The sequence below is a fragment of the Streptomyces sp. Je 1-79 genome (genome assembly GCF_025195125.1).
Classification (GTDB): Bacteria; Actinomycetota; Actinomycetes; order Streptomycetales; family Streptomycetaceae; genus Streptomyces.
Genome location: NZ_JAMGSL010000008.1, coordinates 242,864 through 264,569, shown reverse-complemented (window position 1 = coordinate 264,569; position 21,706 = coordinate 242,864). Strand labels below are relative to the sequence as shown.

Annotated in this window: 23 protein-coding genes and 1 pseudogene; 14 read left to right on the top strand and 10 right to left on the bottom strand. The window is 73.1% G+C overall.

Annotated elements, in window-relative coordinates; genetic code table 11:
- Positions 1-24: 24 nt before the first annotated feature.
- The 5 genes and pseudogenes from M5362_RS33320 to M5362_RS18710 form a co-directional block, all read left to right on the top strand.
- Positions 25-357, top strand: a pseudogene (locus M5362_RS33320) (hypothetical protein); the annotation flags it as partial.
- 55 nt (positions 358-412) lie between these two features.
- The gene (locus M5362_RS18725) at positions 413-1,474 is read left to right on the top strand and encodes an acyl-CoA dehydrogenase family protein (protein WP_260228727.1); all 1,062 of its coding nucleotides are present in this window, start codon (positions 413-415) and stop codon (positions 1,472-1,474) included.
- 62 nt (positions 1,475-1,536) lie between these two features.
- Positions 1,537-2,253: a VWA domain-containing protein gene (locus M5362_RS18720; RefSeq protein ID WP_260228726.1), complete on the top strand. Its 717-nt coding sequence runs from the start codon at positions 1,537-1,539 to the stop codon at positions 2,251-2,253.
- Positions 2,254-2,304: 51 nt separating this feature from the next.
- On the top strand, positions 2,305-2,679 hold the full coding sequence (locus tag M5362_RS18715) for a VOC family protein (protein WP_260228725.1): 375 nt from the start codon (positions 2,305-2,307) through the stop codon (positions 2,677-2,679).
- Positions 2,680-2,720: 41 nt separating this feature from the next.
- The gene (locus M5362_RS18710; protein WP_260228724.1) at positions 2,721-3,236 is read left to right on the top strand and encodes a pyridoxamine 5'-phosphate oxidase family protein; all 516 of its coding nucleotides are present in this window, start codon (positions 2,721-2,723) and stop codon (positions 3,234-3,236) included.
- Here M5362_RS18710 and M5362_RS18705 read toward each other — a convergent pair.
- Genes M5362_RS18705 through M5362_RS18695 form a run of 3 tightly spaced genes read right to left on the bottom strand, consistent with a single transcriptional unit; the run spans position 3,231 to position 6,204 of the window.
- Positions 3,231-4,229, bottom strand: a complete 999-nt coding sequence (locus M5362_RS18705) for an acyl-CoA dehydrogenase family protein (protein WP_260228723.1) — start codon at positions 4,227-4,229, stop codon at positions 3,231-3,233. The genes M5362_RS18710 and M5362_RS18705 overlap by 6 nt on opposite strands.
- Positions 4,229-5,374, bottom strand: coding sequence for an acyl-CoA dehydrogenase family protein (locus tag M5362_RS18700; RefSeq protein ID WP_260228722.1), 1,146 nt, complete (start codon positions 5,372-5,374; stop codon positions 4,229-4,231). The genes M5362_RS18705 and M5362_RS18700 overlap by 1 nt, the downstream gene beginning before the upstream one ends.
- Positions 5,374-6,204 carry an enoyl-CoA hydratase gene (locus tag M5362_RS18695; RefSeq protein WP_260228721.1) on the bottom strand — a complete coding sequence of 277 codons (831 nt, stop codon included), beginning with the start codon at positions 6,202-6,204 and terminating at the stop codon, positions 5,374-5,376. The genes M5362_RS18700 and M5362_RS18695 overlap by 1 nt, the downstream gene beginning before the upstream one ends.
- Positions 6,205-6,260: 56 nt before the next feature.
- On the opposite strand from M5362_RS18695, the gene M5362_RS18690 reads away from it, so the two are divergent.
- The 6 genes from M5362_RS18690 (at position 6,261) to M5362_RS18665 (ending at position 12,193) form a co-directional block, all read left to right on the top strand.
- Complete coding sequence (locus M5362_RS18690) at positions 6,261-7,397, top strand: acyl-CoA dehydrogenase family protein (RefSeq protein WP_374214494.1); 1,137 nt, start codon at positions 6,261-6,263, stop codon at positions 7,395-7,397.
- Positions 7,394-8,188, top strand: coding sequence for an SDR family oxidoreductase (locus M5362_RS18685; protein ID WP_260228719.1), 795 nt, complete (start codon positions 7,394-7,396; stop codon positions 8,186-8,188). Before M5362_RS18690 ends, M5362_RS18685 begins: the two co-directional genes overlap by 4 nt.
- Positions 8,189-8,203: 15 nt before the next feature.
- Entirely contained in the window at positions 8,204-8,818 is a 615-nt protein-coding gene (locus M5362_RS18680; RefSeq protein ID WP_260228718.1) for a TetR/AcrR family transcriptional regulator, read from the top strand.
- Positions 8,819-8,836: 18 nt separating this feature from the next.
- Positions 8,837-9,994, top strand: coding sequence for an acetyl-CoA C-acetyltransferase (locus M5362_RS18675; protein WP_260228717.1), 1,158 nt, complete (start codon positions 8,837-8,839; stop codon positions 9,992-9,994).
- A gap of 220 nt (positions 9,995-10,214) precedes the next feature.
- Entirely contained in the window at positions 10,215-10,418 is a 204-nt protein-coding gene (locus tag M5362_RS18670) for a cold-shock protein (RefSeq protein WP_005318814.1), read from the top strand.
- A gap of 89 nt (positions 10,419-10,507) precedes the next feature.
- Positions 10,508-12,193: a DEAD/DEAH box helicase gene (locus tag M5362_RS18665; protein ID WP_260228716.1), complete on the top strand. Its 1,686-nt coding sequence runs from the start codon at positions 10,508-10,510 to the stop codon at positions 12,191-12,193.
- Between the two features lie 2 nt (positions 12,194-12,195).
- Here M5362_RS18665 and M5362_RS18660 read toward each other — a convergent pair whose 3' ends face one another.
- The 5 genes from M5362_RS18660 to M5362_RS18640 are packed head-to-tail and all read right to left on the bottom strand — an operon-like array spanning position 12,196 to position 16,496.
- A complete protein-coding gene (locus tag M5362_RS18660; RefSeq protein WP_260228715.1) occupies positions 12,196-13,092 on the bottom strand; it encodes a tyrosine-protein phosphatase in 897 nt (298 codons plus the stop codon).
- Between the two features lie 29 nt (positions 13,093-13,121).
- Positions 13,122-14,171: a nitronate monooxygenase family protein gene (locus tag M5362_RS18655; RefSeq protein ID WP_260228714.1), complete on the bottom strand. Its 1,050-nt coding sequence runs from the start codon at positions 14,169-14,171 to the stop codon at positions 13,122-13,124.
- Complete coding sequence (locus M5362_RS18650) at positions 14,171-14,908, bottom strand: CoA-transferase subunit beta (protein ID WP_260228713.1); 738 nt, start codon at positions 14,906-14,908, stop codon at positions 14,171-14,173. Before M5362_RS18650 ends, M5362_RS18655 begins: the two co-directional genes overlap by 1 nt.
- Complete coding sequence (locus M5362_RS18645; RefSeq protein WP_260228712.1) at positions 14,905-15,750, bottom strand: CoA transferase subunit A; 846 nt, start codon at positions 15,748-15,750, stop codon at positions 14,905-14,907. The genes M5362_RS18650 and M5362_RS18645 overlap by 4 nt, the downstream gene beginning before the upstream one ends.
- Entirely contained in the window at positions 15,747-16,496 is a 750-nt protein-coding gene (locus M5362_RS18640; RefSeq protein WP_260228711.1) for an enoyl-CoA hydratase family protein, read from the bottom strand. The genes M5362_RS18645 and M5362_RS18640 overlap by 4 nt, the downstream gene beginning before the upstream one ends.
- 68 nt (positions 16,497-16,564) lie before the next feature.
- Between M5362_RS18640 and M5362_RS18635 the strand changes: the two genes are divergently transcribed.
- Together M5362_RS18635 and M5362_RS18630 are read left to right on the top strand one after the other, a co-directional pair.
- A complete protein-coding gene (locus M5362_RS18635) occupies positions 16,565-17,329 on the top strand; it encodes an SDR family oxidoreductase (RefSeq protein ID WP_260228710.1) in 765 nt (254 codons plus the stop codon).
- A gap of 1 nt (position 17,330) precedes the next feature.
- Complete coding sequence (locus tag M5362_RS18630) at positions 17,331-18,212, top strand: SDR family oxidoreductase (protein WP_260228709.1); 882 nt, start codon at positions 17,331-17,333, stop codon at positions 18,210-18,212.
- A 105-nt stretch (positions 18,213-18,317) separates the two neighbouring features.
- Here the strand turns inward: M5362_RS18630 and M5362_RS18625 are convergent, their stop codons facing one another.
- Both M5362_RS18625 and M5362_RS18620 read right to left on the bottom strand, forming a co-directional pair.
- Entirely contained in the window at positions 18,318-19,787 is a 1,470-nt protein-coding gene (locus M5362_RS18625) for an ankyrin repeat domain-containing protein (RefSeq protein ID WP_260228708.1), read from the bottom strand.
- A 71-nt stretch (positions 19,788-19,858) separates the two neighbouring features.
- Positions 19,859-20,743: a hypothetical protein gene (locus M5362_RS18620; protein ID WP_260228707.1), complete on the bottom strand. Its 885-nt coding sequence runs from the start codon at positions 20,741-20,743 to the stop codon at positions 19,859-19,861.
- A gap of 142 nt (positions 20,744-20,885) precedes the next feature.
- On the opposite strand from M5362_RS18620, the gene M5362_RS18615 reads away from it, so the two are divergent.
- Positions 20,886-21,683, top strand: coding sequence for a trypsin-like serine protease (locus M5362_RS18615; protein ID WP_260228706.1), 798 nt, complete (start codon positions 20,886-20,888; stop codon positions 21,681-21,683).
- Positions 21,684-21,706 lie beyond the last annotated feature (23 nt).

Sequence of the window (21,706 nt, the reverse complement as noted above, 5' to 3'; positions counted from 1 at the left end):
CGGATCCTCGGCCAGCTCGTCGAGGTGTGCGCGGGGCAGAAGCAGACCAGCGGCGGGTCCTCGACGAGCCGCTCGGCGAGGTGCTCGGCCCGGGGGAGCCGGGCGAGATCCAGGTCCGTGGTCGGCGGCTTCAACGCCTACCCGGCCGAGGTCGAGCGCGTCCTGCTGCGCCACGAGTCCGTGCTCGACGCCGCCGTGGTCGGTACGCCGGACGCCCGCCTCGGCGAGGTCGGCGTCGCGTTCGTGGTGACCGACCGCGCCCTCGACGGGGGCGAGTTGACCGCCTGGGCCCGCGAGCGGCTCGCCAACTTCAAGGTCCCGCGCCGCTTCGTCGCCGTACCGCGGCTGCCGCGCAACGCGGGCGGCAAGCTCCTCAAGGACGAACTGCGGCGCGCCGCGAGAGGGGAGTCGCGTGAGGCCGACGCGCGAACAGGACGAACTGCGGGCGTCGGTACGGTCCGTCCTCGCCCGCCACGAGGGCGGGGCGGCCTGGGAGCCGCTCACCCGGCAGATCGGTGTCGCCGCGCCATCCGTGCCGATGGCGTACGGCGGACTGGGCTGCGGGCTCCCGGACGTCGGCGTGGTGGCCGAGGAGCTGGGCCGGGCGCTCAGCTCGGTCCCGTACCTCGGATCGGCCGTCCTGCCCGTCACGGCTCTCCTCGCCTCGGGCGACTGGGACGCCTGCGCCCGGCTCCTGCCCGGCCTCGCCGAGGGGACGCGGACCGGGGCGCTGGCATGGGCCGAGGACGGCGGCTGGGACGCGGGAGCGATCACGACGAGGGCGGAGCCCCGGCGACCGGCAGCGGACGAGGACGTCCTCTCCGGCCGCAAGGAGTTCGTCCTCGCCGGGCCCGGACGGCCGGACGTGTGCCTGGTCTTCGCCCGCGACGACCGTGGCCGCCTCGGCCTGTACGAACTCAAGCACCGCGAGGGCACGTTCACCCCCGTCCCCACCCTCGACCGCACGCGCCCCCTCGCCCGGCTGGTGCTCGACCGGGCCCCGGCCCGTCTCCTCGCCGCAGACGGGGAGGGCGTCCTCGCGCGCGTACGCGACGTGGCCGCGACCGTGCTCGCCGCCGAGCAGGTCGGGGGCGCCGAGCGCGCCCTGGAGGACACGGGCCGGTACGTCGGCGGGCGCGTCCAGTTCGGCCGGCCGGTCGGCTCCTTCCAGGCCGTCAAGCACCGCCTGGCCGATCTGTACACCGCCGTCGAGTCCGCGCGTTCCCTCGCCCTGGCCGCCGCGCACGCGGACGCCGAACCCCTGGCCGCCGCGGCCGCCGCGGTCTGCTCGGAGACGTACGAGACGGTGGCGGGCGAGATGATCCAGCTCCACGGCGGAATCGGCGTGACCTGGGAACACCCGGCGCACGAGCACCTCAAGCGCGCCCACGGATCCGCCCGCCTCCTCGGCCCTCCCGCCGCGCACCGCAGCCGTATCGCGACGGCGCTCGGACTCGCCGTCGACGCCGGCTGATCACGTACGCTCGGGAGTCCGTACGGGAGAGTCCGTACGGACATGGGGAGGGGGAGCCGTCCGTGGCCCTGAGTCTGCGCAAGGTCGAGGAAGCCGCACCGGCGCTGGTGAGTCTCTACAAGTCGGCGGGGGTCTCCCTGCGGAAGCACGGGATGGACGGGCAGCGCGTCGCCGTCTATCTGGTGCTCGACTACTCGGGTTCGATGAAGCCGTACTACCAGAATGGCAGTGTCCAGGCGCTGGCCGACCGGGTGTTGGGGCTCTCGGCCAACCTGGACGACGACGGCCGGGTGCCCGTGGTGTTCTTCTCCACCGACGTCGACGCCGAGACCGACATCGAACTCGCCGACCACCAGGGGCGGATCGACCGGATCGTCACCGGGCTCGGCCACATGGGCAAGACCAGCTACCACCTGGCGATGGACGCGGTCATCGACCACTACCTCGACAGCGGCGCCACCGCGCCCGCGCTCGTCGTCTTCCAGACGGACGGCGGACCGATCAACAAGCTCGCCGCCGAGCGGTATCTGTGCAAGGCGGCGAAGCTGCCGCTCTTCTGGCAGTTCATCGGCTTCGGCGACCCGGGCAGCCGTCAGTTCGAGTTCCTGCGCAAGCTGGACGAGTTGGCGGTCCCCGGCAAGCGGCCCGTCGACAACGCCGGCTTCTTCCACGCCGGGGCGGACCCGCGCACGGTCCCGGACGCGGAGCTGTACGACCGGATCGTCTCCGAGTTCCCCGCCTGGCTCGCCGCTGCCCGGGGACAGGCCATCGTCCGCTAGGCCGGAAGTAATGGCTGGCGGGGCCCACGCCGGGTGGGCGAGGGTGGCTCCATGGCATCTCTCGTGCGACATGTGACGATCGACTGTTCCGACCCGTACACCCTGGCGACCTTCTGGGCGGCCGCCTTGGACTCCAAGGTCTCGGACGAGGACCGGCCCGGTGACGAGGAGGCGCTGGTCGAGACGGCCGGCAGCGGCCTGCTCTTCGTCAGGGTGCCGGAGCCGAAGTCGGCCAAGAACCGGGTGCACCTCGACCTCCAGCCGCAGGACCGCGGCCGGGACGAGGAGGTCGAACGGCTCCTGGCCCTCGGCGCCACGCTCGTCGGCGACCACCGGAACGCGGACGGGACGGGATGGGCGACGCTGGCCGACCCGGAGGGCAACGAGTTCTGCGTCGAGCGGGCGTCCGCCGAGCGCGCGGAGTAATCCAGACAGAAGGTGTCGGGAATCCGGTGTTTCCTGGAGTCATGGGAGACACCGGAACCGGAACCACCTGGGCGGCCTTCGAGGCCGCCGAGCCCGTACTCGCCGCGACCGTGCGCGAGCGCTTCGGGCAGTACACCCACCACGCGCTCGCCACCCTGCGGAAGGACGGCTCGCCGCGACTCAGCGGCATCGAGGCGGACTTCCGCTGGGACGAGCTGTGGCTCGGCATGATGCCGAACTCCCGCAAGGCGCTGGACCTGCGCCGCGACGGCCGCTTCTCGCTGCTGGCCAACCCGGGCGCGGGGACGGACATGGGCGGCGGCGACGTCCGGATCTCGGGCCGGGCCGTCGAGGTCACGGACACGGCCGCGCTGGAGCGGTACGCGGAGGCGGTGGGCATGCCGCTGCCGTTCCACGTCTTCCGGGTGGAGCTGACGGACGTGGTCCGCACCTTCGTCGAGGGGGACGACCTGGTCGTCCGCACCTGGACGCCGGGGCGGCGGGTGCGGACGATCCGGCGCGGTACGGGTGACAGCCCGCCGCGCGAGGAGTCATGAACCCCCGTCGTACGCGTCGAGGACACGGGCCCGGCACCAGGACGGGGTGCCCCAGGCGTCCCGGAGCGGGCGGGCCTTGCGGAGCCAGAGCGAGAGGTCCAGCTCCTCGGTGTAGCCGATGGCGCCGTGGATCTGGAGAGCCGTGCGGGCGGCGGTGCAGGCGGCCTCGCCCGCGGTGACCTTGGCCGCGGCGAGATCGGCGCTCTCGAAGGTGAGCGCCGCTCCGAAGAGGAGGGGCCGGGCGAACTCCAGGGCGATCAGGGTGTCGGCCAGCCGGTGCTTGACCGCCTGGAAGGAGCCGATCTCCGTACCGAACTGCCGGCGCTCCTTGGCATACGCCACGGTCCGGTCGAGCAGGGTGAGGCCGACGCCGAGCGACTGCGCGGCGGTGGCGAGCACCGCCCATCCCCCGGCCTGCGCGACGGCCGCCGTCACGGCGGGCCCGGCGGCCAGCAGCTCCCCGCCGGGCGCGGGGAGCGCGAGCCGTCGCGCCGGATCGGCGGAGGCCCGTACGCCCTCGTGCCCGGGCGCGAGCCACAGCTCGTCGCCCCGGACGGCGAGGACCAGGTCGGCGACGTCGGCGTCCAGCGCGTACCCGGGACCGCCCACGGCGGGGGGCAGTGTCGCGATCGTCCCTCCCATGGCGATGCCCGGGAGCAGCCGCTTCGCCGGGCCGTCCTCGCCCCGGCGCGCCAGCTCCGCGAGGAGCGCCGACGCCGCCACCGTCTCGACCACCGGACCGGGCATCCCGTGCCTGCCCAACTCCACGAACGCCGTGGCCAGTTCGACCGGGAGCGGGCCCATGCCCTCGTACGGCTCCGGGACGGCGAGGGCGAAGACGCCCACCTCCGCGAGCCGGGACCACAGGGCGCGGCCCGGGGACGGGTCGCCCGCCGCCCACGCCCGTATCGCCGTCGGCGTCCGCGCCGCCGTCAGCATCGCGTCCAGCGAGCGCGCGAAGTCGCGCTGCTCCCGCGTCGCCAGGAATCGCATCAGCGCCGCCCCTTCGGCAGGCCGAGCAGCCGCTCGGCGATGATGTCGCGCTGGATCTCGTTGGTGCCCGCGTAGATCGGGCCCGCGAGCGAGAAGACGTACCCCTCGCCCCACTCGCCGTCCGCCGACTCCGCCTCGTCGCCCAGCAGATCGAGCGCCGTCTCGTGCAGCGCGATGTCGTACTCCGACCAGAAGACCTTGTTCAGGCTCGACTCCGCCCCGATCGCCGCCCCCGACGCGAACCGCGCGGCGCCGCCCGCCGTGAAGAGCTGGTACGCCCGCGCCCCGACCACCGCGTCCGCGACCCGGTCCCGCAGTCCGCGGTCCTCGCCGCCCGCGCGCCACAGCCGGACGAGCCGGTCGGCGGCGGCCAGGAAGCGGCCGGGGGAGCGGAGCATCAGACCGCGCTCGTTGCCGGTCGTGGACATCGCGATCCGCCAGCCCTGGCCGGGCTCCCCGATCACGTCCTCGTCCGGCACGAAGACCTCGTCCAGGAAGAGCTCCGCGAACGCCGGCTTCCCGTCGAGCCGTCCGATCGGCCGGACCGTCACCCCGGGCGCCCGCAGGTCGAACATCAGATACGTCAGCCCCCGGTGCGGCCGCGCGGGGTCCGTCTCCGGGCCGGTGCGGAAGATGCCGAAGGCCCGGTCCGCGAAGGCCGCCCGCGAGGACCAGGTCTTCTGCCCGGACAGCAGCCAGCCCCCTGACGTCCGTACCGCGCGCGAGGTCAGCGAGGCGAGGTCGGAGCCGGACCCGGGCTCCGACCAGGCCTGTGCCCAGATCACCTCACCGGTCGCCATCGACGGCAGCACCCGGGCCCGCTGCTCCTCGGTCGCGTGGTCGAAGAGCGTCGGGGCGAGCAGGTTGATGCCGTTCTGCGAGACCCGGCCGGGCGCCCCCGCCGCGTAGTACTCCTCCTCGAAGAGCAGCCACCGGAAGATGTCGGCGCCCCGGCCCCCGTACCGCTCGGGCCACGAGACCACCGACCAGCGGCCGGCGGCCAGCTCGGCCTCCCAGTCGCGGTGCGCGGCGAAGCCCTCCTCGGTCTCCAGGGACGGCAGCGGCTCGGCGGGGACGTGGGCCCGCAGCCACTCCCGGGCCTCCGCGCGGAAGGCCCGCTCCTCGGGCGTGTACGAGAGGTCCATCAGACCCCCGCCTCCTTCATCGCGGCCACGTCCATCCCGCCGAGCGCGTCCGCGGCGGTCTCCGCGTTGTGCGCGTGGGCGAGATGGTGGAGTCCGAAGACGGAGTCCATGCCGGCGTGCAGACCCTGGAGGTCCTCCGCCTGGTTCACCGCCCGCTTGGTCAGGGCGAGGCCGAGCCGGGGCATCTCGGAGATCCGCAGCGCCAGCTCCTCCGTCGCGCGGGAGAGTTCCTCGCGCGCCACGACGCGGTTGACCATGCCGATCTCGTACGCCCGCCGGGCGGTCATCCGGTCACCGGTGTAGAGGAACTCCTTGGCGATCCGCGGCGGCATGACCCAGGGGTGCGCGAAGTACTCGACGCCGGGGATCCCCATCCGCACCACCGGGTCGGCGAAGAAGGCGTCCTCGCTCGCCACGATCAGGTCGCAGATCCAGGCCAGCATCAACCCGCCCGCCACACAGGCGCCCTGGACGGAGGCGACGACCGGCTTCGGTAGTTCGCGCCAGCGCCGGCACATGCCCAGATGGACCTCGGACTCGCGGGCGAAGCGGGACTCGGCCCCCGGCTTGTCGGAGTGGTCCCACCAGAGTCCGGCGCGGCGGGCGAAGGGGAGATGGGCGTCGCGTTCCGGAGTGCCGATGTCGTGGCCCGCGGAGAAGTGCCCGCCCGCTCCGGCGAGCACGATCACCTTGACCTCGGAGTCGTCCGCCGCCCGGTAGAAGGCCTCGTCCAGGGCGTAGGTCATCGCGGAGTTCTGGGCGTTGCGGTAGCGGGGGCGGTTCATCGTCACGTACGCGACCGGGCCGCGACGCTCGTACAGCACGGGCATCTCGCTCCTTCCCTAACAAGTGTTTGGTAGGTTAACGTACGGCCATGAGCAGCGCCATGAGCAGCGTCGAGGAGTTCCGCGCCGAGATACGCACCTGGCTGCAGGCCCACCTCGGGGGTGAGTTCGCCGGCCTGAAGGGCCTCGGCGGACCGGGCCGCGAACACGAGGCGTTCGCCGAACGCCTCGCCTGGGAACGGCACCTGGCGGCCCACGGCTGGACCTGCGTCGGCTGGCCGAAGGAGTACGGCGGTCGCGGCGCGAGCATCGAGGAGCAGATCGCCTTCCACGAGGAGTACGCCCTCGCCGACGCCCCCGCCCGCGTCAACCACATCGGAGAACAGCTCCTCGGCCCCACCCTCATCGACCACGGCACGGAGGAGCAGAAGGCCCGCTTCCTGCCGCCGATCCGCGCCGTCGAGGAGCTGTGGTGCCAGGGCTACAGCGAACCCGACGCCGGCTCCGACCTCGCCGCCGTCCGCACCCGCGCCTTCCGCGAGGGCGACGAGTGGGTGGTCACCGGCCAGAAGATCTGGACCTCGCTCGCCCACGAGTCGCAGTGGTGCTTCGTCGTCGCCCGCACCGAGCCCGGATCGCGGCGGCACGCCGGACTCTCGTACCTGCTCGTCCCACTGGACCGGCCCGGCGTCGAGGTCCGGCCGATCGTCCAGCTCACCGGCACCAGCGAGTTCAACGAGGTCTTCTTCGACGGGGCCAGGACCGCCGCCACGAACGTCGTCGGCGCACCCGGCGACGGATGGCGGATCGCCATGGCCACCCTCGGCTACGAACGCGGTGTCTCCACCCTCGGCCAGCAGGTCGGATTCCGGCGCGAGCTGGACGGCCTCATCGCGCTCGCCCGGCGCAACGGAGCCCTCGCCGACCCGCTGATCCGCGACCGGCTCGTCCGGGCGTGGACCGGACTCCAGGCCATGCGGGCCAACGCCCTGCGCTCCACCGACCCCTCCGTGGCCAAGCTCTACTGGTCGCACTGGCACCGCGACCTCGGCGAACTCGCCATGGACATCTGCGGCGCCGCCTCCACCCTCGTCGCCGCCGAACCGTACGAACTCGACGAGTGGCAGCGGCTGTTCCTCTTCTCCCGCGCCGACACCATCTACGCCGGATCGAGCGAGATCCAGCGCAACGTCATCGCCGAGCGGGTGCTCGGCCTCCCCAAGGAGCCGCGCCCATGACCACCCCCGCGACCCCGCCCGCGTACGTCCCCGGGCACGGTCTGCTGACCGGTCGTACCGCCGTCGTCACCGCCGCCGCCGGAGCGGGCATCGGCGGGGCCACCGCCCGCCGCTTCCTGGAGGAGGGTGCCCGCGTCCTCGTCAGCGACGCCCACGCGCGCCGCCTCAAGGAGACCGAGGCCGCCCTCGCCGCCGAGTTCGGAGCGGACCGGGTCGACGCCCTCCCCTGCGACGTCACCGACGAGACCCAGGTCCAGGCCCTCTTCGACACCGCCGTACGGCTCCACGGCCGCCTCGACGCCGTCGTCAACAACGCCGGCCTCGGCGGCACCGCCACGCTCGTCGACATGACCGACGCCCAGTGGACCCGCGTCCTCGACGTCACCCTGAACGGCACCTTCCGCTGCACCCGCGCCGCCCTGCGCCACTTCGCGGAAGCCGGCCACGGAGGCGTCATCGTCAACAACGCCTCCGTCGTCGGCTGGCGCGCCCAGGCCGGCCAGGCCCACTACGCCGCCGCCAAGGCCGGCGTCATGGCGCTCACCCGCTGCGCCGCCGTCGAGGCGGCGGAGCACGGCGTCCGGGTCAACGCCGTCTCCCCGTCCCTCGCCATGCACCCGCACCTGGTCAAGGTCACCTCCGCCGAGCTGCTCGCCGACCTCACCGAACGCGAGGCCTTCGGGCGGTACGCCGAACCCTGGGAGATCGCCAACGTCATCGTCTTCCTCACCAGCGGCTACTCCTCCTACATGACCGGCGAGACCGTCTCGGTCAGCAGCCAGCACGCGTAGGACCAGAATGGACGTGTGCCGACCACCAAGAAGAAGACCCAGGTGACCGCCTCGCCCGAGCGGCGCCGAGAACTCCTGGACACCGCGGCCGAGGTGTTCGCCGCCCAGGGGTACAACGCCACGACCGTACGCAAGATCGCCGACGCCGCCGGCATGCTCGCCGGCAGCCTCTACTACCACTTCGATTCCAAGGAATCGATGCTCGACGAGATCCTCTCCACCTTCCTGACCGAGCTGTGGGAGGGGTACGACGCCGTCCTCGCCGCCGGACTCGGACCCAGGGAGACCATCGAGGCCCTCGTCACCGAGTCCTTCCGGGAGATCGACCGGCACCGCGCCGCCGTCGCCATCTACCAGAAGGAGTCCAGGCACCTCACCGACCAGCCCCGCTTCCACTACCTCTCGGACTCGCAGCAGAAGTTCGAGAAGGCGTGGCTGGGCACGCTGGAGCGCGGGGTGGAGGCCGGCACGTTCCGTGCCGACCTCGACATCCGGCTCACCTACCGCTTCGTGCGCGACACCGTCTGGGTCGCCGCGTCCTGGTACCGGCCGGGCGGACAGCACAGCCCGGACGAGATCGCCCGCCAGTACCTGTCGATGGTCCTGGACGGTATCGCCGTACGTACATAGACGTCTGGAGGAGTTGTCATGGCCGAGGCCTACATCGTCGAAGCGGTCCGCACCCCGGTGGGCCGCCGCAAGGGAGGCCTGGCCTCCGCCCACCCGGCGGACCTCGGCGCACACGTCCTGAAGGCCCTCGTCGCGCGGTCGGGCATCGACCCCTCCGCCGTCGAGGACGTCGTCTTCGGCTGCCTCGACACCGTGGGCCCGCAGGCCGGCGACATCGCCCGTACGGCCTGGCTGGCGGCCGGCCTCCCCGAGGAGGTCCCCGGCGTCACGATCGACCGCCAGTGCGGCTCCTCCCAGCAGGCCGTGCACTTCGCCGCCCAGGGCGTCCTGTCCGGCACCCAGGACCTGGTCGTGGCCGGCGGCACCCAGAACATGTCGATGATCCCGATCGCCTTCGCCTCCCGGCAGGCCGCCGAACCCCTCGGCCTCACCGAGGGCCCCTACGCCGGCTCCGAGGGCTGGCGGGCCCGGTACGGCGACGCGCCCGTCAACCAGTTCCACGGCGCTGAACTGATCGCCGAGAAGTGGGGCATCACCCGCCGTGACCAGGAGGAGTTCGCCCTCCGCTCCCACGAGCGGGCCCTGCGCGCGATCGACGAGGGCCGCTTCGAGCGGGAGACCGTGGCCTACGGGGACGTGACCATGGACGAGGGCCCGCGCCGGGACACCAGCCTGGAGAAGATGGCCGGCCTGAAGCCCGTCGTCGAGGGCGGCACGATCACGGCCGCCTGCTCCTCCCAGGTCTCCGACGGCGCCGCGGCCATGCTGCTGGCGAGCGAGCGGGCCGTACGGGAGCACGGGCTCACCCCGCGCGCCCGCGTCCACCACCTCTCGGTGCGGGGCGAGGACCCGATCCGGATGCTCTCCGCCCCGATACCGGCGACCGCGTACGCCCTCAAGAAGACCGGCATGTCCATCGACGACATGGACCTCGTCGAGATCAACGAGGCCTTCGCCCCGGTCGTCCTCGCCTGGCTGAAGGAGACGGGCGCCGACCCGGAGCGGGTGAACGTCAACGGCGGCGCGATCGCCCTGGGCCACCCGCTGGGCGCGACGGGCGTGAAGCTGATGACGACCCTCCTCCACGAACTGGAACGCACGGGCGGCCGCTTCGGCCTCCAGACGATGTGCGAAGGCGGAGGCCAGGCCAACGTGACGATCATCGAGCGGCTCTGACGGGCAGCACGCGCACGACGAACGCGACTCTGATCTTCGTAGCGGCCTTGGTGTGATGCTCGTCGCCGTCCCGCCCTTCGGGTGGGGCGGCGTGCTAAGGTTCCAGTGTTGCTAGTTGGTACCCATGAACTTTATGTGCGCCTGACGGGAATGTTCCTCAGGCGCAATTTTGTTTTCCGGACTCTCCGGGATGGGACCCTTACCTATTCAGGAGAAAATTATGGCTACCGGAACCGTGAAGTGGTTCAACTCGGAAAAGGGCTTCGGCTTCATCGAGCAGGACGGCGGCGGCGCCGACGTCTTCGCCCACTACTCCAACATCGCGACCTCCGGCTTCCGTGAGCTGCAGGAAGGCCAGAAGGTCACCTTCGACGTCACGCAGGGCCAGAAGGGCCCGCAGGCGGAGAACATCCTCCCGGCCTAATTGCCGGACGCGTTTCTCGCAGCCGGGACCCGCACCGCGCAGGTGCGGGTCCCGGCTTGTGCTGTGCTCAGGCCAGGAAGGCATTTCCCATGACCCGCTCCGAAAGGCGGCCCCGCCGGGCCGCGGAATCCCGCTCCGGAAACCCGTCCGGAAATACCCGCCGTGGCTCCGCCGCCGCCCCCAGGGGCAAGGGCGCCGGCCGCGGCCGTGGCCCCGCCACGCCTCCGCCGCCGCGTGAGTTCACCCTGCCCGAGACGCTGACGCCCGCGCTTCCCTCCGTCGAGTCCTTCGACGCGCTCGACATGCCCGCGGCCCTGGTGAAGACGCTCAACGCCCAGGGCGTGACCGAGCCCTTCCCGATCCAGGGCGCGACCCTCCCGAACTCGCTCGCCGGCCGGGACATCCTCGGCCGCGGCCGTACCGGCTCCGGCAAGACCCTCGCCTTCGGCCTCGCCCTGCTCGCCCGCACCGCGGGCCGCCGCGCCGAGCCCAAGGCGCCGCTCGCCCTGGTCCTGGTGCCCACGCGCGAGCTCGCCCAGCAGGTCACCGACGCCCTCGCCCCGTACGCCACCTCGGTGCAGCTGCGGCTCGCGACCGTCGTCGGCGGACTGTCGATCACCAAGCAGGCGAACTCCCTGCGCCGTGGCGCCGAGGTCGTCGTCGCCACGCCCGGCCGCCTGAAGGACCTCATCGAGCGGGGCGACTGCCGGCTCGACCAGGTCGCGATCACGGTCCTGGACGAGGCCGACCAGATGGCCGACATGGGCTTCATGCCCCAGGTCACGGCGCTGCTCAAGCAGGTCGAGCCGAACGGCCAGCGGATGCTGTTCTCGGCCACCCTCGACCAGAACATCGACCGGCTCGTGAAGATGTTCCTCGACGACCCGGTCGTGCACTCCGTCGACCCCTCCGCCGGCGCCGTCACGACGATGGAGCACCACCTGCTCTACATCGCCGACGAGACCGACAAGAAGGCCGTCACCCTGCGGATCGCCGCCCGCGACGGCCGCACGATCCTCTTCCTCGACACCAAGCGCGCCGTGGACCGGCTGGTCAAGCGGCTGCTCGCCAGCGGCGTACGGGCCTCGGGCCTGCACGGCGGCCGCTCGCAGCCGCAGCGCAACCGGACCCTGGACCAGTTCAAGAACGGACAGGTCACCGCGCTCGTGGCGACCAACGTGGCGGCCCGCGGCATCCACGTCGACGACCTCGACCTGGTCGTGAACGTCGACCCGCCGATCGACCACAAGGACTACCTGCACCGCGGCGGCCGCACCGCCCGGGCCGGCGAGTCCGGCAGCGTCGTCACCCTCGTCCTGCCCGAGCAGAAGCGCGATATGGGCCGGCTGATGACGAACGCCGGCATCAGCCCGCGCACGGCGCAGATCAAGTCCAGCGACGAGGAGCTGACCCGCCTCACCGGCGCCCGCGAGCCCTCCGGCGTCCCGGTCGTCATCGAGGTCCCGCAGCCGACCCCGCCCGCGAGCGCCCGCAACGGCGGACAGCGCTCGCGCCGCGGCGGTGGCGGTGGCGGCACCGGCCGTTCCCGCGCGGGAGCCGGCGCGGCCCGCACGGGTACGGGTACGGGAGCCGGCGCCCGCACGGGTTCGGGAACCGGCGCGCGTACGGGTACGAGCGGAGCCCGGACGGGCTCGGGAGCCGGCGCGGCCCGCACGGGCACGGGCGGTTCGGCCACCCGCACCCGCAACGGCGGCAACGGCTCCGGCGGCGGCCGTGGCGGCCGCCGTGGCGGCGGAGCCTCGGCGCAGGCGTAGAGCTAGTCGACGAGCCGGTCCTGGAGTTTCGCCAGTGTGCGCAGCTCCAGGCCCAAGCCGTCGGTCAGATAGCGGAAGAGACTTCCGTACGCCGCCTCGGTCTCGGCCAGCGCGGTCCGCAGATACTCGGTCCGCACCTCCTGGAGGGGGATGATCAGATCCGGGTTCTGCATCAGCCCACCCTGCTTCAGCCCCTCGCGCACCTTCGCGTCGTACGCGGCCCGGAAGGTGTTGGAGGCCAGGTAGTCGCCGACGGCCGTCGTCTCCGGCACGCCCAGGACCGTCAGCAGGAGATAACTCGTCCAGCCCGTACGGTCCTTGCCCGAGGTGCAGTGGTAGAGCGAGGGCGTCGGGCCGAGGCCCGCCAGCTCGCGGAGGGTGAGGCCGAGCTGGGCGCGGTTCGCCGGGCTCGTGACGAACGAGCGGTACACCTCGCGCATGAAGGCGGCCGCCCGCCCGCCGCCGAGCATCTCCTCCTGGCGCACCGGGTCGCGCGAGCCGATGGCCGCGAGCAGCTGCCCGAAGAGGCCGTTGTCGGTGACCGGCCGCGCCACCGGGACCACCCCGGCCGGGAGCCGGTCGGCGCCGTCGTACTGGACCTCCAGCGGGATCCGGAAGTCGACGGCCCGCCCCAGACGCAGCCCCGCGAGGGTCGACACATCGGCGTCCGTCAGTTTGTTCAGGGCGTCGGCCCGGTAGACCAGGCCGTGCCGGACCCGTCCGCCCGTGTAGGTCCGGTATCCGCCCAGGTCGCGTACGTTGACCGCGCCCTGGAGCGGGATGTGGCGGACGCCCGTGGCGCGGGGGCGGCTTCGGGGCGCCGCGACGGCCGGGGAGGTGACCGCCGCGAAGGCCGCGGCGGTGGCGGTGCTCAGCAGGGCGCGTCTCGACAGAGGCATGACTGAACTCCCGTGAGGGGATGAGGGTTTCACCCTGCGGATGGCAGGGCGCGGAGCACGTGCTCGGCCTCGGACATGACCCGCAGGACGAGTTCCTCGCAGCTCGGGAGGTCCTCGATGATCCCCGCGACCTGTCCGGACGCCATGACGCCGAGGTCGGTGCGGCCCTCGACCATGGACGCCTTGAGGAGCATGGGGGTGTTCGCGGCGAGCAGGACCTGGCTCCACGACAGGTCCTTGCCGTGCTTCATCGCGAGGCCGTCACGGACCATCCGCGGCCACGAGAGCCCCGAGATCCTCCGGAAGCCTCTCGCGCGGCGGACCGCCTGCGCCAACGCCCGTACCCGGCCCGCCCGTTCGAGGGCGTCGACCATCTCCGTACGGAGCATCCGGTGCGGCAGCCCGTCGACGGCGGTCGTCACCGTCACGTCCTTGACCGTGGCGGCGAGGTACTTCGCCTTCACGGCGTCGGGGACGGTGGAGTCGGAGGTGAGGAGGAAGCGGGTGCCCATGGCGATGCCCGCCGCGCCGTACGAGAGCGCGGCCACCAGACCGCGCCCGTCGTGGAAGCCGCCGGCCGCGACCACCGGGACGTCGACCGCGTCGACGACCTGCGGCAACAGGACCGTCGTGGCCACCTCGCCGGTGTGCCCGCCGCCCTCGCCGCCCTGCACGATCACCGCGTCCGCGCCCCAGGCCGCGACCTTCTCGGCGTGCCGCCGGGCCCCGACCGAGGGGACGACGACCACGCCCGCGTCCTTCAGCTCCGCCATCAGCTCGCGGGAGGGGGCGAGCGCGAAGGAGGCGACCCGTACGCCCTCGTCGATGATGATCCGGACCCGTTCGCGGGCGTCGCCCGCGTCCGCGCGCAGATTGACGCCGAACGGCCGGTCCGTACGGGACTTCACCTCGCGGACCGCCGCACGCAGCTCGTCCACGGTCATCGTCGCCGAGGCGAGGATGCCGAGGGCGCCCGCGTTCGCGGTGGCCGAGACGAGCCGGGGACCGGCGACCCAGCCCATGCCGGTCTGGACGATCGGGTGGCGGACGCCGGTGAGCTGGGTGAGCGCCGTCTCCATCAGCCCCGGACCTCCCGGTTCCGCAGCCCGTCGGGGTCGATCACCTCGCGGATCAGCCGCAGCTCCTCGGCGCTCGGCTCGCGGGTGTACGGGACTTCGCCGCCGATCACGAGGCCGAAGCCGGTGGCCTGCCGGACCTGGTCCACGGTGACGCCCGGGTGCAGGGAGGCGAGCCGCATCGAGCGGTCGGGTGTCTCGAAGTCGAAGACGCCGAGGTCGGAGACGACCCGGGGGATCCGGTGGAAACGCTCGGCACCGACGGCGGCCGCCCGGTCGTAGCCGACACCGCTGACCATGTCGACGCGCTCGACGAAGACCCGGGGCGAGTGCTTGGGGATCCAGTAACTGACCGGGTTGTTGAGGGTGTTGACGGGAGCGCCGCGTACGCCGAGGAGCTGGCGGGCGGGCCGGGACCAGTCGCCGATGCAGGAGATGTTCTGGTTGCCGTACCGGTCGATCTGGCTCGCGCCCATCATGACGTGCCGCCTGCCGCCGGTGACCATCGTCAGATGGCGGCGGTACGGCAGCCAGCCCTCGGGCTCCCCGTCGAGGCCCACGAGCATCGCCTCGCCGTCGGTCAGGAGCAGGTCGGGGGCGAAGGAGCGCTTGGCGAGCCGGGCGCCGAACGAGGAGACCGGGGCCATGGCGGCGGCGAGGACCTCGCCGCCGTCCCGCCAGGCCTCGGCGCAGGCGAGGACGCAGTACTCGGCGCGGGTGACGGTCGTGGTCGTGGTCACTGCTGCTCCTCGTGCCAGGCGCGGACGGCCTGCTGGTAGTCGTCCTCGCTCTTGCCGGAGAGGAAGCGTGCGGAGAACTCGGGCCAGGGGGTGGTCGCGTACAGCTTCTGGAAGGGCTCGTCGCGGCCGTGGTCGGGGACGCAGGAGGTGAAGTGGGCGCCGTTCGGGGTCTCGACGACGCCGGTGACGCTGTGCCGGCTGACGAGCAGGGACTGCGGGGCGGTGTCGGCGTCGAACCGCTCGACGATCCGTTCGCACGAGACGTACGCGGTGTCGGCGGCCTCGCAGAAGAGGTCGTCGAAGTACGGGTCGGGGCCCAGGTACTGGCCGTTGCCGAGCCGGTCCGCGCGGTTGAGGTGGACGAAGGCGGCGTCCATGCGCAGGGCGGGCACGGCGACGAAGGTCTCCCCGTCCTCGTACGGCGAGGTGACCGTCCGCAGCTCGGGGTTGACCGTCATCACGTCCGAGCCGAGGCCGGCCCTGACCGGCATGAAGGGCAGCCGGTTGGCGGCGGCGTGCAGGCCCCACATGAACATGGCCTCGTCGAGCTCGGTCATGGCGAGTCCGCCGCGCTCGCGGGCGGCGCGGAAGTGCGGTTCGAGGGGGATGGAGTCCAGGGTGGTGAAGGCGGCCACGAGCCGGCGGATCCGGCCGGCGGCGGCCAGCAGGCCGACGTCGGGGCCGCCGTAGGAGATCACGGTGAGATCGGTGATCTCCGACCGGAGCAGCGCTCTGACCAGGGCCATGGGCTTGCGGCGCGAGCCCCAGCCGCCGATGCCGAGGGTCATGCCGGAGCGGAGGCGGCCCACCACCTCGTCGGGGGTCATCGTCTTGTCGGTCACGAGGTGCCCTCCTTGCCGAAGGTGTCGCGGACGCGGTCGGCGACGCCGCTGAGGTTGGCCTCGAAGGTGAAGCCCTGCTCGAAGCGGTAGCTGCGGCGCACGTCCACGGGGTCGATGCCGTTGATGGCGGCCTTGGCGAGCCGGATCAGAGAGCCGTCCTTGCGGGCGATCTCGCCCGCGAGATCGAGCGCCGCGTCGAGGAGTTCCCCGCGTGGCACGACCTTCCAGACCGATCCGTGGGCGTGCAGTTCGGCGGCGGTGGCGGTGCGCGAGGTGTAGTACAGCGCCCGCATCAGATGCTGCGGGACGAGGCGGGCGAGATGGGTGGCGGCGCCGAGCGCACCGCGGTCCAGCTCGGGCAGGCCGAAGGTCGCGTCCTCGGAGGCGACGATCGCGTCCGCGTTGCCCACGAGCCCGATGCCGCCGCCCAGGCAGAAGCCGCCGACGGCCGCGACGACCGGCACCTCGCAGTCGTAGACCGCCGCGAACGCCTCCGCGCAGCCGTGGTTGGCGCCGATGAGGCTGCCGTGCCCCGGGTCCCGCTGCATCTCCTTGATGTCGACGCCGGCGTTGAAGCCGCGGCCCGCGGCGGCCAGGACGACACAGCGGGTCCCGGGGTCCCGGCCCGCCGCGCGGACGGCGTCGGCGAGGTCGTACCAGCCCTGTACGGGAAGGGCGTTGACGGGTGGGAAGTCGACGGTGACGAGGGCGATGCCCTTGCCGGGGCTTGCGGTGGAGACACCCATGAGCGGATCAGCTACCTTTCCACCAAACATTTGTTAGGTGACTGCTTGGTGAGGAAAGGTAGCAGCCGATGGAGCTGGACGGGAGGGTCGCCGTCGTCACCGGCGGCACACGAGGGGTCGGGGCGGGCATCGCGCGCGCCTTCCTCGGGGCGGGGGCGCGGGTGATCGTCTGCGCGCGCAGACCACCCGACGAACCCGTGCGGGACGGGGGCCGCGAGGCCGTCTTCGTCTCCCTCGACCTGCGGGATCCCGCCGCCGTCGACACTTTCCTCGCCGACGTCGGCGAGCGGTACGGGCGGCTGGACACGCTGGTCAACAACGCCGGCGGAACGCCGTACCGGCTCCTGGGGGAGGGGGACGCCGAACGGCACGCGCGGGTCGTCGAGCTGAACCTGACCGTCCCGCTGAGGGTGTCGCTCGCCGCCCACGGGCTGCTGCGCGCCTCGCGCGGCACCGTCGTCATGATCGGCAGCGTCAGCGCGACCCGGCCCTCGCCGGGCACGGCCGCCTACGGCGCGGCGAAGGCCGGACTGGAGAACCTCGCGCGCTCGATGGCCGTGGAGTGGGCTCCGTACGTACGGGTGAACACCCTGGTCCTCGGGATGGTGCGGACCGAACTCTCCCATCTGCACTACGGGGACGAGGACGGGATCGCGGCCGTCGGCCGGACCGTGCCGCTCGGCCGGCTCGCCGAACCCTCGGACGTGGGGGAGGCGGCCGTCTTCCTCGCCTCCGACCGGGCCGGGTACGTCTCGGGGGCCTCGCTGCTGGTGCACGGGGGCGGAGAGCGCCCCGCGTTCCTGGATGCCGCAACTGCCAACAAGGAGAGCTGAGATGGGTCTGTGCGAGGGTCGGGTCGTGATCGTGACGGGCGCGGGACGGGGGCTCGGGCGGGCGCACGCGCGCGCCTTCGCCGCCGAGGGGGCGAGGGTCGTGGTCAACGACCTCGGGGTGGGCCTCGACGGCTCCGCCGGGTCGGGCTCGCCCGCCGGGCAGGTGGTGGAGGAGATCCGCTCGGCGGGCGGCGAGGCGGTCGCGCACGGCGGCGACATCGCCACGGAGGAGGGGGCGGCCTCGCTGGTGGCGGCCGCCCTGGACGCCTACGGCAGTCTCGACACCCTGGTCAACAACGCGGGCTTCCTGCGGGACCGGATGCTGGTGAACCTCGGCGAGGACGACTGGGACGCCGTGATGCGCGTCCATGTGAAGGGCCACTTCCTGCCGCTGCGGCACGCGGCCGCGTACTGGCGCGCGGAGGCGAAGGCGGGGCGTGAGCCGGTGGCCCGCGTGGTCAACACCACGTCGGGGGCGGGCCTGCTGGGGAGCGTCGGGCAGGGGAACTACGCGGCGGCCAAGGCCGGGATCGTCGGTCTGACCCTGGTCGCGGCGGCGGAGATGGGCCGCTACGGGGTCCAGGTCAACGCGATCGCCCCGGCGGCCAGGACCCGGATGACGGAGCAGGCCTTCGCCGGTCTGGAGGGCGCGCCGGAGGACGTCTCCCCGCTGGTCGTCTGGCTGGGCTCGGCGCACTCCGAGGGGGTGTCCGGCCGCGTCTTCGAGGCGGAGGGCGGCCGGATCACCGTCATGGAGGGATGGCGCCCGGGTCCGACGGCCGACAAGGGCTCGCGATGGACGCCACGGGAGGCGGGGGAGACGACGAGGAAGCTACTGGCCGAGGCGGAGACACCACGACCGGCGTACGGGTCCACGGGCTGAGCCTCCTCGTCGCGGCACACCCGTGCCGGTGCACCCCGGCGACATCGGCACCAAGGGCGGCCTGGTCACCGACGGCGACGCGCGCGTGCTGCGGGAGGACGGCGGTCAACGACATCGCGGGGTCGTCCACTCCAGCCGGGTCCTGACCCGGGGGTCCGCGATGTACTCCACGGCGGCCAGCGCGGTGTCGCGGGCGGTCCCCTCCGGATCCCCGTCGGCGAGGAGCCCCGCCAACACCTCCACCGCGCGGGGATCCTGACGCATCGCCAGTCCACGGGCCGCCTCGGCCACCGCGTCCTCGTCGTCGTCCGCGAGCCGCGCGGCGAGCGCCTCCCGCAGGACGGGGGTGTCCTCGGGCACCTCCGCGAGCGCGAGCGTCGCCCAGTCCCGCACGCCGTGGTCGTGGTCCCGGCTCAGCGCGATCAGCGTCGCCACGGCCTCGGAGTGCCCGGCGGGCACCGGCCCGGTGAGCGCGGACCCGAGCGCCCGCCGCACCTCGGCATCGGGATGCGAGGCCAGCGCCAGCAGTTCGGGCAGCGCCTGCGGCTCCCCGCACCGCCCGAGCGCGATCACGACGGAGAGCGCGGGCTCCCGGGCGGCGTCCGCCGCCGCCTGGGCCGCCAGCCGGCGCAGCACCGGCACGGCCTGCGCCGTGAAACGGCCGAGGGCGCCCAGGACCCGGGCGCCCAGCGCCCGGCGCAAGGGGTCCGCGCCCGCGCACCAGGCAGTCGCCGTCCGGAAGGTCTCCTCGTCGTCGCGGTGGGCCAGGGCGCGGACCGACTCCTTCCAGTCGTCCAGGTCGGGGTCCCCGCAACGCAGGGCCCGGCCGGCGAGCTCCTCGGGCGGCACCCGCACACCCAGCGCGCCCTCCAGGAGCGTGGCGATCGCCGCGTGCCCGGTCTGCTGCTCGTTGCCCCGGCTCGGCGCGCCGTCCGCGCGGAGCACGTCGACGACGACGGTCACCCCGCCGTCCTCGCGCACCCGGCGCACCACGGTCTCCTCGGAGCCCTCGGGTCCGCCCGGGGCGAGCAGCCCGCGCCGCAGCTCCTCGGCGATGTCGACGCCGATCCAGCGCCGCGCCTCCCGCAGGGCGTCCTCGGCCGGCCCCGCGCCGTACTCCAGGAGCGCCCGCACGCTCGCGGCCGAGCCGCGTCGCGCCGCCGCCACCAGCGGCGGAAGCCCGTCGGGCCCGGGCCGGCTGGGTGCGGCCCCGTGTTCCAGCAGGATCCGTACGGTCTCCGCGTGGCCGAGCCGCACCGCCCAGTCCAGGGCCGTGAAGCCGTACGCCTCGGCCTGGTCGGCCCGCGCCCCGCCCGCGAGCAGTGCCCGCACCGCCTCCGCGTGCCCGCCGCAGGCCGCCCCGCACAGCGGCAGGTCTCCCGCCTCCTCGCCGCTGCCCCGCCCGGGATCCGCCCCCGCGGCCAGCAGGAGCCGTACGATCCCGGGCTCGTTCGCGACAGCCGCCCGGTACAGCGGGGTCTCTCCCTCGTCGTCGGTCTCGGGGGAGACCCCGCCCCGCAGGACGCGCACCACGGCGTCGTCCCCTTCGTGAATCGCCTCGAACAACGTGCTCATCCACCGACCTTCACCCGCGGGGCACGGACGGCGCAAACGAGTAAGACCCCTCCCAAGCCTCCCAGCCGCGCCTATGCGTCGCACTCCAGGACCGACCCGCACACCCCGCACCTGGCGCGCACCCGCCGGCCCGTCGGGACCCGCAGCCGCTGGCGGCACACCGGGCACGGGAAGGAGACCCGGGCCGAGGCCCCGCTGCCCTCGAACGCGTACGGAGCGCCCTCCGCGGCCCGCCCGTAGCGGCGGTCCTTCGCGTACCGGTGCCGCGCGGCCCAGCCGGCCGCCGTCAGCGGGGGCCGCCGGGCGTCCCGCGCCGCCTCCCCCCGGCCCAGGACCCACGCGTCGTACGCCCGCGGGCTGGTGAACCACGGCGAGGGGTCCTCCCCGAACGCCGCGGCCCGCTTGGCCAGCACGTATCCGAACTCCTCCGGCGTCAGGTACCCCAGCTTCTGGCTGGACATCCCGTCCTCGCGGAACGCGTCGAGCAGCAGCCAGCCTGCCCCCAGATAGGCGGTCACCACATCGGTGAGGATCTCGTTGTCCCTGGTGCCGGGAAAGCCGAGGTCGAGGCGGTGGAGCAGGACGTGGGTGATCTCATGGGCGAGCGCCGCGCCCACGTCCTTCCGGTGGCCGCGGAAGCGGTCGTTCAGTTCGACGAAGTACTCGGGACCGGCCGCCAGTTCGACGCTCGCCGCGTGCTCCATCTCCCGGAAGCTCACGATCACCCGGGCCTCCGGCAGCCTCAGGTGGTGCACGAGGGCCTTGGCCACGCGCTGCGCGCCGAGGTGGAGGTCCTCCTCGTCGGTGAAGGCGACGTCCGCCGCGGGCACGCTCGCGGCGTACTGCCGCACCCCGTCCGCCGACATCCGCCGGTACAGCGCGGTGATCGCGGCCCGGACCGTGGCGAGGTGCGGAAAGCCGTGAAGGACTCCGCCGGCTTCGTTTCCGTTCGGCACGCAGTACCCCCTTTCCTCCACTGTACGAGGCCGTGTGGGAGCGCGGCACTGGCCGAAAACGCGCCCTTGTGGCCCCCTGCGGGCGCTGTCCATAATCCGGACCAAGCCTTGACGGGCACATGCCATCAAGGCTCAACCCCCCATGAAAGGCAGTCACTTGAAGAAGAACATCGTTCGCGCCCTGCAGAGACTCGCCGCCGCCGGCGCCGTCGTCCTCGCCGCCGTCAGCCTCCAGCCGACCACCAGCGCCTCCGCCGCGCCCGCCCCCGTCGTCGGCGGAACCCGCGCCGCCCAGGGCGAGTTCCCCTGGATGGTCCGCCTCTCCATGGGCTGTGGCGGCTCCATGCTGACCCCGCAGATCGTCCTCACCGCCGCCCACTGTGTGAGCGGCTCCGGCAACAACACCAGCATCACCGCCACCGTCGGCGTCGTGGACCTCCAGTCCAGCAGCGCCGTCAAGGTCCGCTCCACCAAGGTGCTCCAGGCCCCGGGCTACAACGGCAACGGCAAGGACTGGGCCCTGATCAAGCTCGCGTCGCCGATCACCTCGGTCCCCACCCTCAAGATCGCCGACACCACCGCGTACAACAGCGGCACCTTCACCGTCGCCGGCTGGGGCGCCGCCCGCGAAGGCGGGGGCCAGCAGCGCTACCTCCTCAAGGCGACCGTCCCCTTCGTCTCCGACACCGACTGCAAGAAGGCCTACGGCAGCTCCCTGATCGCCGGCGAGGAGATCTGCGCCGGCTTCCCCCAGGGCGGCGTCGACACCTGCCAGGGTGACTCCGGCGGCCCGATGTTCCGCCGCGACAACGCCGGCGCCTGGATCCAGGTCGGCATCGTGAGCTGGGGCCAGGGCTGCGCCCGCCCGAACTACCCCGGCGTCTACACCGAGGTCTCCACCTTCGCCACCGCGATCAAGTCCGCCGCGGCGACCCTCTAGTACGACCCCGGGCGTGTACGGGG